Origin of the sequence: Blautia sp. MSK18_10 (genome assembly GCF_020553185.1) — a bacterium.
Taxonomy (GTDB): Bacteria; Bacillota; Clostridia; order Lachnospirales; family Lachnospiraceae; genus Blautia_A; species Blautia_A wexlerae.
In genome coordinates, this window is sequence record NZ_JAJCGT010000015.1 from 1 (window position 1) to 12,767 (window position 12,767).

The 12,767-nt window shown below is 42.8% G+C and carries 12 protein-coding genes; 9 read left to right on the plus strand and 3 right to left on the minus strand.

Annotation, left to right across the window (positions count from 1 at the left end):
• Positions 1 to 270: 270 nt before the first annotated feature.
• Entirely contained in the window at positions 271 to 1,047 is a 777-nt protein-coding gene (locus LI074_RS08015; protein WP_008707010.1) for a GNAT family N-acetyltransferase, read from the minus strand.
• Positions 1,048 to 1,147: 100 nt separating this feature from the next.
• Entirely contained in the window at positions 1,148 to 1,846 is a 699-nt protein-coding gene (locus tag LI074_RS08020; protein ID WP_173698088.1) for an SGNH/GDSL hydrolase family protein, read from the minus strand.
• Positions 1,847 to 2,277: 431 nt separating this feature from the next.
• Here LI074_RS08020 and LI074_RS08025 point away from each other — a divergent pair, with 431 nt between their 5' ends.
• The 8 genes from LI074_RS08025 (at position 2,278) to atpC (ending at position 8,690) form a co-directional block, all read left to right on the plus strand.
• The gene (locus LI074_RS08025) at positions 2,278 to 2,940 is read left to right on the plus strand and encodes a F0F1 ATP synthase subunit A (RefSeq protein WP_008707008.1); all 663 of its coding nucleotides are present in this window, start codon (positions 2,278 to 2,280) and stop codon (positions 2,938 to 2,940) included.
• A 262-nt stretch (positions 2,941 to 3,202) separates the two neighbouring features.
• A complete protein-coding gene (gene atpE / locus LI074_RS08030) occupies positions 3,203 to 3,421 on the plus strand; it encodes an ATP synthase F0 subunit C (RefSeq protein WP_008707007.1) in 219 nt (72 codons plus the stop codon).
• A 40-nt stretch (positions 3,422 to 3,461) separates the two neighbouring features.
• On the plus strand, positions 3,462 to 3,962 hold the full coding sequence (gene atpF, locus LI074_RS08035; protein WP_020993266.1) for a F0F1 ATP synthase subunit B: 501 nt from the start codon (positions 3,462 to 3,464) through the stop codon (positions 3,960 to 3,962).
• Positions 3,943 to 4,446 carry an ATP synthase F1 subunit delta gene (atpH, locus tag LI074_RS08040; protein ID WP_022380458.1) on the plus strand — a complete coding sequence of 168 codons (504 nt, stop codon included), beginning with the start codon at positions 3,943 to 3,945 and terminating at the stop codon, positions 4,444 to 4,446. The genes atpF and atpH overlap by 20 nt, the downstream gene beginning before the upstream one ends.
• Before the next feature lie 16 nt (positions 4,447 to 4,462).
• Positions 4,463 to 5,962, plus strand: a complete 1,500-nt coding sequence (atpA, locus tag LI074_RS08045; RefSeq protein WP_044996912.1) for a F0F1 ATP synthase subunit alpha — start codon at positions 4,463 to 4,465, stop codon at positions 5,960 to 5,962.
• Between the two features lie 8 nt (positions 5,963 to 5,970).
• Complete coding sequence (atpG, locus tag LI074_RS08050) at positions 5,971 to 6,861, plus strand: ATP synthase F1 subunit gamma (RefSeq protein WP_008707001.1); 891 nt, start codon at positions 5,971 to 5,973, stop codon at positions 6,859 to 6,861.
• Positions 6,862 to 6,866: 5 nt separating this feature from the next.
• Entirely contained in the window at positions 6,867 to 8,264 is a 1,398-nt protein-coding gene (atpD, locus tag LI074_RS08055) for a F0F1 ATP synthase subunit beta (RefSeq protein ID WP_008706999.1), read from the plus strand.
• A gap of 12 nt (positions 8,265 to 8,276) precedes the next feature.
• Positions 8,277 to 8,690: an ATP synthase F1 subunit epsilon gene (gene atpC / locus LI074_RS08060; protein WP_055053358.1), complete on the plus strand. Its 414-nt coding sequence runs from the start codon at positions 8,277 to 8,279 to the stop codon at positions 8,688 to 8,690.
• A 229-nt stretch (positions 8,691 to 8,919) separates the two neighbouring features.
• On the opposite strand, the gene bsh is transcribed toward atpC, so the two are convergent.
• A complete protein-coding gene (gene bsh / locus LI074_RS08065; RefSeq protein ID WP_173698087.1) occupies positions 8,920 to 9,897 on the minus strand; it encodes a choloylglycine hydrolase in 978 nt (325 codons plus the stop codon).
• Positions 9,898 to 10,189: 292 nt separating this feature from the next.
• On the opposite strand from bsh, the gene yicI reads away from it, so the two are divergent.
• A complete protein-coding gene (gene yicI, locus LI074_RS08070; RefSeq protein WP_173698086.1) occupies positions 10,190 to 12,544 on the plus strand; it encodes an alpha-xylosidase in 2,355 nt (784 codons plus the stop codon).
• The last annotated feature ends 223 nt before the right edge of the window (positions 12,545 to 12,767 follow it).

Genomic DNA, 12,767 nt, shown 5'->3' on the forward strand with positions numbered 1-12,767 from the left:
AGACATACAAGCCAAAATTCCATTGCCGCAGGCAATCTGGAATGAATTTTGGCTACGTTACTGTGAACGGAGTGAACAGTAACATAATTGAGGCAGAGATAAAATACAGAATAAGACTTGAATATTAAAATTAAAATGATATACAACATAGTTGGCGCGAACTATGTTAAATGAATCAACTGATTCCCCGAAAAAGAAAAGTTAAAATCTATAAAAATTAAGAACTATCTGTAAAAGCAGAAAATAAAAATGCTTTACAGATAGTTCTTTTTATTTCTCAGGTGGGAAATTTCCGTTTTCATCCGGCTGTACGCGGAACCAGTAAGTATAAAGCTGCTGGAATCCAAGTGATCTGTATAATGCCCGGGCATTGTCATTTCCCTCTACAACCTGAAGATATGCATTCTGTGCACCTTTTTTCATTCCTTCTTTCAGAAGTCCTGTGCAGATCTGACGGGCATAGCCATGTTTGCGGTATTCTTCTTTGACATGGATGGCGTAAATACCGATGTAGTCTCTGTCCAGGATACCAAGCCCGGTTGCGATGATCTGCCCGTCTATGCGGATGCAGGCGCAAATGGTTTCTTTGAGAATTGCCTGATACATGGATGGTACAACTTTTCTGTGAATCGGATTTATAGTATTTTTTAGATTGAACAGACTTTCAATCCATTCAGACGGAATGTTATTGTAGAATGTTACATCAGGATATGGAGTATCCAGATGTGCGGCGTTCATGCTCATTGCCATGACATTGGTGGTATGCTGGATGGCATATCCCCGATTCTCCAGAACATAATCAAAGTCAGGAGAGACAAGAGGACTGATCTTAAATACAGCGGGGGTTCCCAGACGCTTATATACGCTTTCACAATATGGGATTTTTTCCCGCCAGGTGAGGGTGGAATTGCCGAACTGTTCCACACTGTTGGTCCTGTGTGTATAAAAATAAGAAAATCTCAGGATCCAGCCGTCATATAATTCCATCTTGTGAGATGGCCAGGCATTCAGAGACATATCTTCGATCTGTTTAATTGTAGTTTCCATAATATAAGGAAGACTCCTTTCCATAATAAGTCCGCAGATATGAGCGAGGACAGTGATTTATTATACAAAGTTCCGGGAAAATGCGCAATAGCTTATCTGTTCAGGGATTGTTATCAATGTTTTGAAGGAGAGGGAACAGTTTCTCGGCCAGAAGCCTATGTCCATACAAAGTAAGATGAATCCCGTCTGTTGTTATGGTATCAAATCCCGATTGAGTTGCTTCCTTATTAAAATAGTCATGCAGAGGCAAAAATGGAAGTCTGAATCTGACAGAGAGCTGTCGGATAATATCAGACATAGTATGGACATAGGGAATCCATGTCTCATATTCTTCCGGATGTGGAAAGATAAAGGGTTCCATAAGGATTACCTGCCTGGCATCTGCAGTGAGCAGATTCAATAATTCATTGTAATGAGTGGCAAACTCTCTCATCATCTGTTCTTTCTGAGAAGCCGTCCGGTCTGTGTTCATTATCAGACCGATATCATTGATGCCGATCAGCAGAGTTACAACAGGAGAGTGATGCAAAGAAATACGGTGTTGGCGGATATTTTCAAGGACTCTTGTCACAGTGAAGCCATCTATGCCACAGTTCCTGAAATGTATGGCACCTGTTGATTTATCTGTTAACTGTACAGCGCTTGATGAGCGTCCGATAGTATCTCCGGATATGGAGAAAGAAGGAGTCTGATTACGGAACATTTCTGAGAGTATCTGTACATACCCATTTCCCAGAGGAAAATCTTCAAATAAATGATTACAGTCCGTAATGCTGTCTCCCAGACAAATGATTTGCATAAAAAACCTCCTGTTTGGTATTACCAATATAAGGATTGGTAAGTGCAGAGATATAAAATTTATATAAAAACCATATAAAATAATATCATCTGCTTACAGTTCGGTCAATGAAAATTGCCTTTTTTTCGTGAAAATGCATTAAAAAAATTATGAAAATCTATTTTTCAATCAAAATGTCTGGATGAAATGCACAAAAAGAAAATCTATTTTTGCCAGAAATAGTCAAAATAATTGTTGACTTTTTAACGGATTTTAATATAATAATCTCAAAATCTTGAATCGATGGAAAGCTTATGAAATATTTTACAGACATAAGTTTAGGAATCCTGGCTGAGGCATCTGAGGCAGACAGCATAAAAAGCCAGAATATCTTCCGGAGATTTAAATAGAAAAAGGAGGGAAAAGAAACGGGTAATTTAGCAGACACGTTAATGGAAGAACTTCAATGTAAGACAGTTTTTACCATACCGGTGTTTGGAGGAATACCAGTTGCAGAGTCAGTAGCAGTGACATGGGTGATCATGGCAGTGCTTTTAATTTTGTCATTGGTGCTCGTAAGAAACCTGAGTGTGGAAAACCCCGGTAAGAAACAGCTTTTGCTGGAAACCGGTGTCAGTTTTCTTCATAACTTCTTTAAGGATATCCTTGGAGAAGAGGGAAAAATGTATATTCCCTATCTGATGACAGTTGTCATTTACATTGGAATTGCAAACATTTTCGGTGTGTTTGGATTTGTACCGCCTACAAAGGATTTGAACTGTACGATCGGTCTTGCGATCACAAGTATTTTTCTGATCGAGTATGCAGGATTTCATAAGAAAGGTCTGAAAGGCTTTCTTAAAAGCTTCGCAGAGCCGGCACCGATCATGCTGCCGATTAATATTCTGGAGGTCGTTATTCGACCGACATCACTTTGTATGCGACTTTTTGGTAATGTGTTAGGAAGCTATGTGGTTATGAAACTTCTTGAGTTTATATGCCCGGCAGTTCTTCCTATTCCATTCAGCCTGTATTTTGATTTCTTTGACGGATTCATTCAGGCGTATGTATTTGTATTCTTAACTTCTTTATTTATCAAAGAAGCTATTGAATAAAAAAGATTACTGTTCATACAGGAATATGACACCTATATAAGACCTGAGACGCGGGACATAAGGGATAAGACAGCAGTTATGAACAGCACTTAAATGCTGTCCGGATATTCGGTGGGTCATAACGGTCATAAACAACCGTTGGTATAGACATCTGTTGCACAGACATCAAATGATCTCATCGGAATATCGACAGGATAGCATATTGTGAAGAAAGATTTGTAATATTTAGTTTATTTCAGTTAAACAACAGGAGGAAAAAGTTATGTTAGTAGCTATTGGAGCAGGAATCGCAGTTTTAACAGGTATTGGCGCTGGTATCGGTATTGGTATGGCAACATCCAAAGCAGTAGAAGCAATCGCAAGACAGCCGGAAGCAGAAAGCAAGATCAGCAAATCCCTTCTTTTAGGATGTGCCCTTGCCGAGGCAACAGCTATTTACGGTTTCGTTATCGGTCTTCTGATCGTTATCATGCTTGGCTAATTAATGGATAAAGAATAACTAAGAAAGGCAGGTGGGACAGGTGATCGAGATTAACATCAACCTGGTCTTTACAATTATTAACCTGATTGTTCTTTATCTTTTAATGAAAAAGTTCTTATTTGGTCCGATCCTCAATGTGATGGAGCAGAGAAAAAACATGATCGACCAGCAGTTCGCAAGTGCCAAAGATACAGAAGAACAGGCATATGAACTGAAAGGCAAATATGAAGATGCACTGAAATCTGCGAAAGACGAATCCATGCGTATTGTAAACCAGGCAAAGGATGAGGCAAAAGTACAGGCTGAGCGTATTGTAAAAGATGCAAACACACAGGCTGGTGCAATGCTTGACAAAGCAAAGGCAGATATCAGGACAGAGCAGGAAAATGCTATGAAGGCTATGGAAAGCAGAGTGGCAGAGATCGCGCTGGATGCAGCCTCAAAGATCATGGGAGAGAAAAACAGCAGTCAGCAGGATTTGTCCCTTTATGACCAGTTTATAAAAGAGGCAGGTGATTCCAATGACGGAAACAAGCATTAATTATGCAAAAGCATTATATGAGCTTTCTGTCCCGGAAGAAGCTGTTTTGGAGACAGAAAAGATTTTCAGGAGTACCCCGCAGTTAAAGGGTGCTCTTGAGAATCCGCTGGTTTCTTTAAAAGAAAAAGAACATGTAATTGACAGGGTATTCCCACAGGAGATGAAAAATTTCCTGAAGGTGACCTGTAAATATCAGAAAATCAGCAGCATTTATGATATCCTGGAAGCATATGGCAATTACAGCCGCAAGCAGAAAGGAATCCTGAAAGCTGTTCTCACATATGTAACAAAACCGGAAGAAGCCCAGAAAGAGAAGATGGAAGATTTCCTTCGCAGGGAATTTGGAGCAAAGGAAGTAATCCTTACTCTCAGAGAAGACAAATCTTTGATCGGAGGCTTCATTCTTTCTGCCGGAGACAAAGAGTTCGACTGGAGTCTCCGCGGACGTTATAACAATTTAAGACAGAAATTGACACGGAGGTGAATAAAAGTTGGCTGCAATGAATCCAGATGAAATCATTTCGATTCTGAAAGAAGAAATTAAGAATTATGACGAAATCAGCAAGGACCAGGAAGTAGGAACAGTCATCTCCGTCGGAGATGGTATCGCCACGGTACATGGTATTGATCATGCTATGTATGGCGAGGTTGTAACCTTTGAGAATGGTCTGAAAGGTATGGTTCAGGATATCCGTGCAAACAGCATCGGATGTATCCTGTTCGGTAAAGATACAGGGATCAAAGAAGGAACAAAGGTAGCAAGAACCCAGAAGCAGGCAGGTGTGCCTGTAGGTGACGCTTTTATCGGAAGGATCGTAAACGCTCTGGGAGCGCCAATCGATGGTAAAGGTGAGATCAAGGCAGACGGGTATCGTCCGGTAGAGAATCCGGCACCTGGAATTATTGACAGAAAATCTGTAACAGTTCCTCTGGAAACAGGTATTCTTTCTATTGACTCCATGTTCCCCATCGGCCGTGGCCAGCGTGAGCTGATCATCGGTGACAGACAGACAGGTAAGACTTCCGTTGCACTGGATACCATTCTGAACCAGAAAGGCAAAGATGTAATCTGTATCTATGTTGCAATCGGACAGAAAGCTTCCACAGTAGCTAAGATCGTATCTACTCTGGAGAAACATGGTGCTATGGACTATACAACAGTATTCTCCTCTACAGCCAGTGACTGTGCACCGCTTCAGTATATTGTTCCTTATGCAGGTACTGCACTTGCTGAGTACTTTATGTATAAGGGAAAAGATGTATTAATGGTTTATGATGATTTATCCAAGCATGCGGTTGCATATCGTGCACTGTCACTGCTTCTGGAACGTTCACCAGGACGTGAGGCTTATCCTGGAGATGTATTCTATCTCCATTCCAGATTACTGGAGCGTTCCAGCCGTCTGAATGAAAAGGCCGGCGGTGGTTCTATCACTGCACTTCCTATCATTGAGACACAGGCAGGTGACCTTTCCGCATATATTCCTACAAACGTTATTTCCATCACAGATGGTCAGATCTTCCTGGAGAGTGATCTGTTTAACTCCGGTATGCGTCCGGCGGTTAACGTAGGTCTTTCCGTATCCCGAGTTGGTGGTGCTGCACAGGCAAAAGCCATGAAGAAAGCAGCAGGAAGTGTCCGTATCGATCTGGCTCAGTATCGTGAGATGGAAATCTTTACACAGTTCAGTTCTGATCTGGACGAGGCTACAACTCAGCAGCTGAAATACGGAAGCGGACTTATGGAACTTCTGAAACAGCCGCTTTCAAGCCCATTAAGTCTTCATGAGCAGGTCATCACTCTTTGTGCGGCAACACACAAGGCAATGATGGATGTGGAAACTAAGAAGATGAAGAAGTATCAGAGAGATATGCTGGACTACTTTGACAGTGCTTATCCGGAAATCGGAAGAGAGATCGAGGAGAAGAGACAGCTTCCGGATGAACTGGCAGAAAAGATCGTGAAAGTGGCAGAAGAATTTGCAGATAAGAGCAGGTAGGTGTTGATATGGGCAGTACGAAAGAGATTCAGACTCGAATGAAAAGCATTCAGGACACCATGAAGATCACCAATGCCATGTATATGATTTCTTCATCCAAGATGCAGAAGGCCAAAAGAATCCTGTCCGATACAGAGCCGTATTACTATAATATGCAGGCAGCAATTTCCCGAATCCTGCGTCATATGCCGGATACAGAGCATCCTTTTTTCAGTATCCGTCATAAGATTGCGGAGGAAGACCGTAAGATCGGCTGTATCGTAGTTACCGGTGATAAGGGTATGGCAGGTGCCTATAACCATAATATCCAGAAAATGACAGAACAGTTTATGGCAGAGCATGAGCACTGCAAGCTTTATGTGCTGGGTATGGTAGGCCGTCAGTATTTCACGAAGAAACATATGGATATCGCAGAGAACTTTCCATATACAGTACAGAAACCGACCATGCACAGAGCGCGTCTGATCTCAGAGGAGATTGTCAGAGCGTTCTTGGACAGAGAACTGGACGAAGTCCGTATTTTCTATACGGAGATGCAGAGTGCAGTTGCCATGGAGCCGGTGAATATGCAGCTTCTTCCATTGAAGAAAGCAGAGTTCCTGCCAAATCAGGCAATGCTTGCGGACATGCCACAGGAGGAAATCGTGCTGTCACCATCAGCCGATGTACTTCTGAATACCATGATCCCAAATTACCTGACTGGTCTGATCTATGGATGTCTTGTAGAAGCCTATGCCAGTGAAAATAATGCCAGAATGATGGCAATGCAGTCCTCTACGGACAGTGCAAAGAAGATGCTCAGGGAGTTATCCATTGAGTATAACCGTGCGCGTCAGGCTGCCATCACACAGGAAATCACTGAGATTGTCAGCGGTGCAAAAGCACAAAAAAGGAAGTGACGACGATGAACAAAGGTAAAATTGTACAGGTTATGGGACCTGTTGTAGACGTTGTTTTTGAAGATGGAAATCTTCCTGAGATCAAGGATGCCCTTGAGGTAGAGAACAACGGTAAAAGATGTGTAATGGAAGTTTCCCATCATCTGGGAAACAATATGGTACGCTGCATTATGCTGAGCGCAAGCGAAGGCTTACAGCGTGACAGAGAAGTCATCGCCACAGGAAGCGGCATTAAGGTTCCTGTAGGTGATAAGACACTGGGACGTTTATTTAACGTACTTGGTGATACAGTAGATGACGGTCCTTCCCTTGAGGGAGAACAGAAATGGGTCATCCACAGAGATCCGCCGGATTTCGAACATCAGAAACCGGCTGTAGAAATCCTGGAAACAGGTATTAAGGTTATCGACCTTCTTGCACCATATGCAAAAGGTGGTAAGATCGGTCTGTTCGGTGGTGCCGGTGTTGGTAAGACAGTCCTGATTCAGGAGCTGATCCAGAACATTGCCACAGAGCATGGCGGATATTCCATTTTCACAGGTGTTGGAGAGCGTTCCCGTGAAGGTAACGACTTATGGTCAGAAATGAAAGAGTCCGGTGTTCTTGAAAAAACAGCCTTAGTGTTCGGACAGATGAACGAGCCACCGGGATCCCGTATGCGTGTTGCTGAAACCGGACTGACAATGGCTGAGTACTTCAGAGATGAGGAACACAGAGATGTGCTTCTTTTCATTGATAATATTTTCCGTTTTGTACAGGCTGGTTCCGAGGTTTCCGCCCTTCTTGGACGTATGCCTTCAGCCGTAGGTTATCAGCCAACACTGGCTACTGAGATGGGTGAACTTCAGGAACGTATCGCTTCTACTAAGGATGGTTCTGTAACATCTGTACAGGCTGTCTATGTACCTGCCGATGACCTGACTGATCCGGCTCCTGCAACTACATTTGCTCATCTGGATGCAACAACCGTTCTTTCCAGAAAGATCGTAGAGCAGGGTATTTATCCGGCCGTTGACCCGTTGGAATCTACTTCCCGTATCCTGGAGCCGGATGTTGTAGGTGAAGAACATTATGAAGTAGCACGTAAAGTACAGGAAATCCTTCAGAAATATAAAGAACTTCAGGACATCATTGCTATTCTTGGTATGGAAGAGCTTTCTGAAGAGGATAAGAGCACTGTATTCCGTGCAAGAAAGATCCAGAAGTTCCTTTCTCAGCCGTTCCATGTAGCTGAGAACTTCACAGGTATCAAGGGTAAATATGTTCCTCTGAAAGAAACCATCCGTGGATTCAAGGCAATCGTTGATGGTGAGATGGATCAGTATCCGGAAAATGCTTTCTTCAATGTTGGTACAATTGAGGATGTCATCGAGAAAGCAAAGACTGAGATGGGTCAGGAATAAGGAGCGGATTTTATGGCAGATACATTTGGTCTTGAGATTTATGCCAGTAATAAGCTGGCGTTTGCAGGACGTGCCAAAACCCTGACAATCCCGGCTGTTGACGGTGAGCAGGCCTTTCTGGCACAGCATGAGAATATTGTTGCTGCTATCATTCCGGGAGAAATGCGTTTCGAGGAAGCTGATGGCACAAAGCATATTCTGGCTGTGAGCAGTGGGTTTGTGGAGATGATCAATAACCGTGTGAAGCTGTTCTGTCTGACGGCAGAGAGTCCTGAGGAGATTGATATCCGCAGGGCGCAGGAAGCGAAGGAGAGAGCAGAAGAGCAGATGAGACAGAAGCAGAGTATTCAGGAGTATCATATGAATCAGCTGGCTCTGTCCAGAGCTATGGCACGACTTAGGGTTACGAGTCATAAAGAAATTTAGCGTTTTGATAAACGGTAGGAAAATCCCAAAGGGGACGCTTGAGCAGCGTCCCCTCTGGACACCCCTTGCGCTTTTTTAGGAGCGCAAGGTTTTTTTGTGTGGAAAGTTATTAACCTGGCTGATTTGCCGGGTTGGGTCAAAAAAGTCACCGCGTGTTCGCGGTGGCTTTTTTTTCGGTACTGGATGTTAGGGGATTGTGGGATGGATCTACGGTGTTTCGGGTATGTGTTTAGTTTTGAAAGAGGATATTTTGGGTTTCAAGGACTGGATATCGGATTAAGGCTGTTGTATCCAGATTTTCACGATGCATATCGACAGCATTGATCTGATGATTTTCGTAGGTGTTGTAGTAATAAATTCCTTTTATTGCATTACAGCAGGAGGTGTAGAGGGTAATTTCGTATTTGTTTTCTGCTACTTCGCAGCAGCCACGCTGCTGATCTACGGAGCCGAGGATGTGGAAGAACTGACTGACGCTTTCGAGTTCGGAGTCGCCGGATCTGGAGTTCATTTTGGTGAAGGCTACTTTGGCAAATCGGGAGGCAGAGGAGAGGTCTCCGGGGAGGCCGAGGGCACCCATGCCGCGGCTGTAGGATTGAAGTTCTAATCCAGGGGCGAATGTGTTCTCTGGCTGGCGTGGGGAGAGAGACTGGTAGTTATTGAGCTGGAACATCTGCTGTGGAAATGGTGGGTTGTTGGTGAGGACACCTACAGGGTTATCGTAGATGTGGAAGCCATCTTTCATGGATTCGATGACAAGGCAGCCGGAAGCATCTGCGAGAATCCAGTGGAGCTGAGCACAGGGGAAGTTTTCGCTGAACTGTGTGTTGGTCAGATTCATGCAGGAGAGTTTTCGACGGGCTTCTTTCAGAGTAGCGCACTGGCTGAGAATCCATGGGATGAATTCGAACTGGGCTACGTTTTCTTTATCAGAGACAGGATTGGCATATGCGGCATTTCCGACAAAGTTCAGTCCGGCCATGCCGAGTCCCTTTTCATTGATCGCGTCGTAGTAAAGTGGATAGCTGTCGGAAATATGAGCCATACCGATGATTGCATAGTGCTTATCCAGAACCCGATCTGAGTGACGGAAATGAAATGGGTAGTTTCTTGGAGTAATAGCAATTTCATTGCCGTAAGAAAATTCATAATCAAGAGTTCGACCGAAATAGAAATCTTTGGTTTTATAAGTTGCTGCTGTACACATGTTTTTACCTCCTGCAAAAAAATATTTATCTATAGTCTTCAATACGGCACCGGACAGTTACGTATCTGCTTTATTTTGAAGAATATTACCATAATCTTCTGGTTTTATGCAATATACAGATTTTTGTTTTTGCACAGATAAAATTTGGGTTATATTGCTGGTAAGAAAAAAAATCATGATGTATACTGGTATCAGATAACTATTCAGCAGTCCGTTATCCCGCGAGGTACTGAAAGAGTTTCAATTTCGGAAAATAAGCAAATCATAAGATTAAAAGCAAGGAGGATCAGGAATGAAGTTCACAGAAGGTTACTGGGAGAAAAATGAACGCGCAAACGCATCCTATGCGATGCAGGCTTTTACTGCGGAAGCAATTCCGGGAGGAATGAGAATTGTTTCTCCATTCCGCCAGATCACAGACAGAGGCGGTGCTCTGGATGTCGGAACTATCACTACAGAATTTATTTCTGTACGTAAAGATATCATAAGTGTAAGAAGTTATCATTATGAAGGTTATGTAAAAGGTGAGCCAAGGTATGAGCTGAATGAGGATCCACAGGAAACAGAGGTTGAGATTACAGAAGATGAAGCTGTGATGAAAGCCGGAAGAATGACAGTAAGAGTGGACTTGAAAGACTTTAAGATTACATATGAAGCAGACGGAAAAGTTCTCACAAACATCGGATTCCGCAATCTTGGCTATATGCAATATGACAGAGCTACGCTGACAAAATTCCCGGAACCGAACTATATGGCAGCACAGTATCAGCCATATATGGTGACAGAGCTTTCTCTTGCACCTGGAGAATGTGTATATGGTCTGGGTGAGAGATTTACAGCGTTTGTAAAGAACGGTCAGGTTGTTGATATCTGGAATGAAGATGGCGGTACAGCTTCTCAGATTTCTTATAAAAATATTCCGTTCTATGTAACAAGCAAACATTATGGCGTATTCGTAGACCACAGTGATTATGTTTCTTTCGAAGTTGCAAGTGAAAAGGTTGAGAATGTGGGATTCTCTGTGAAAGGTGAAGAGATCAGATATCATATTATTTACGGAGATGACATAAAGGGTGTGATCGAGAACTACACAGATCTTACAGGAAAACCGGCATTGCCGCCTGCATGGTCCTTTGGATTATGGCTTTCCACATCCTTTACAACAAACTATGATGAAGAGACGACCAATTCCTTTATCCAGGGAATGGCAGACAGAGATATTCCATTGAGTGTATTCCATTTTGACTGCTTCTGGATGAAAGAGTTCCACTGGTGTGATTTTGAATGGGATTCCAGAATCTTCCCGGATGTACCGGGAATGCTGAAACGTTATAAGGATAAAGGACTTAAGATCTGTGTATGGATCAATCCATATATTGCACAGGGAACTAACTTCTTTAAAGAGGGTCTGAAGAACGGATACCTGGTACAGCGTGCAGACGGAAGAGGAATCAAGCAAATCGACAACTGGCAGCCTGGCATGGGCCTGGTTGACTTTACAAATCCGGATGCAGTGAAGTGGTATCAGAATAAGCTGAAAACTTTGCTTGATATGGGTGTTGACTGTTTCAAGACAGACTTTGGCGAGAGAATTCCGGTCGATGTGAAATATTATGACGGTTCAGATCCGGTTTCTATGCATAATTATTATACATACCTTTACAACAAGGCAGTATTTGATCTGCTGAAGGAAGTAAAGGGTGAAGGTGAAGCAATCCTTTTTGCGAGAAGTGCTACAGCAGGCGGACAGCAGTTCCCGGTTCACTGGGGCGGTGACTGTTCTGCAACCTATGCTTCCATGGCTGAGAGCTTAAGAGGTGGTCTGTCCTTTACTTTATCAGGATTCTCTTTCTGGAGTCATGATATGGGCGGATTTGAAATGACAGCAGCACCGGATGTATACAAACGTTGGCTGCAGTTTGGTCTTCTTTCCACACACAGCCGTCTCCATGGTTCCAAGAGTTATCGTGTACCGTGGCTGTTTGATGAAGAAGCTGTAGATGTATGCCGTAAGTTTACAAAGCTGAAATTAAGATTATTCCCATATCTGTATTCTATGGCCGTAAAATCACACAAGACAGGTATTCCGTCCATGCGTGCAATGATCATGGAATTTAACGATGATCCTGCAACCAAATATCTGGATATGCAGTATATGTTAGGTGACAGTATTCTGGTTGCACCAATCTTCAACAAAGAAGGTCATGCAGAATATTATCTGCCGGCAGGAAAATGGACTCATCTTTTAAGCGGAGAAGTCAAAGAAGGCGGAAGATGGTATGAAGAAGATTATGATTTTTCTTCACTGCCTGTATTTGTAAGAGAGAATACTCTGCTTCCGATTGGTGCTGTAGATACTACCGTTGATTATGAACTGGAGAAAGATGTACAGATTCAGGTTTATGAAGTAAATGAAACTGCATCCTGTGAGGTAGTGACGCGTAAAGGAGAGACAGCTTTTACAGTAAAAGCTGTAAGAGAGGGAAATAAACTCACTCTGGAAGCTTCAGCAGAAAATGGAGGTATGACCTATCTGCTGAGAAATATTCATGAAATAGCCGATGTTACTGGTGGAAGCATAGTGAAAGATACAGAAAATGGTATTATCATTGTACCGGAAGGATGCAGACAGGAAATCGAACTCTAATTGACAGGTGTATGATATTCTTTCTGTGAAGTGCATTATAGCCGGGTTTATGTTACTGTTCAATTTGTTCTCAGTAATACACTTCGCATAGTATATTTCGGGATAGCAGCGTGTGGACAGGTAACAAGTTTATAAATATTTTAGAAATTCGACAAAAAATAGGACTGGACAAATCAATTGTCCGGTCCTATAATAATACTCACCAGAGTTCTTCTGGTGATTC

Coding starts and splice junctions, on each gene's coding strand:
- LI074_RS08015 (WP_008707010.1), bottom strand. CDS start 1,047: ATGGAAACTACAATTAAACAGATCGAAGATATGTCTCTGAATGCCTGG.
- LI074_RS08020 (WP_173698088.1), bottom strand. CDS start 1,846: ATGCAAATCATTTGTCTGGGAGACAGCATTACGGACTGTAATCATTTA.
- LI074_RS08025 (WP_008707008.1), top strand. CDS start 2,278: ATGGAAGAACTTCAATGTAAGACAGTTTTTACCATACCGGTGTTTGGA.
- atpE (WP_008707007.1), top strand. CDS start 3,203: ATGTTAGTAGCTATTGGAGCAGGAATCGCAGTTTTAACAGGTATTGGC.
- atpH (WP_022380458.1), top strand. CDS start 3,943: ATGACGGAAACAAGCATTAATTATGCAAAAGCATTATATGAGCTTTCT.
- atpA (WP_044996912.1), top strand. CDS start 4,463: ATGAATCCAGATGAAATCATTTCGATTCTGAAAGAAGAAATTAAGAAT.
- atpG (WP_008707001.1), top strand. CDS start 5,971: ATGGGCAGTACGAAAGAGATTCAGACTCGAATGAAAAGCATTCAGGAC.
- atpD (WP_008706999.1), top strand. CDS start 6,867: ATGAACAAAGGTAAAATTGTACAGGTTATGGGACCTGTTGTAGACGTT.
- atpC (WP_055053358.1), top strand. CDS start 8,277: ATGGCAGATACATTTGGTCTTGAGATTTATGCCAGTAATAAGCTGGCG.
- bsh (WP_173698087.1), bottom strand. CDS start 9,897: ATGTGTACAGCAGCAACTTATAAAACCAAAGATTTCTATTTCGGTCGA.
- yicI (WP_173698086.1), top strand. CDS start 10,190: ATGAAGTTCACAGAAGGTTACTGGGAGAAAAATGAACGCGCAAACGCA.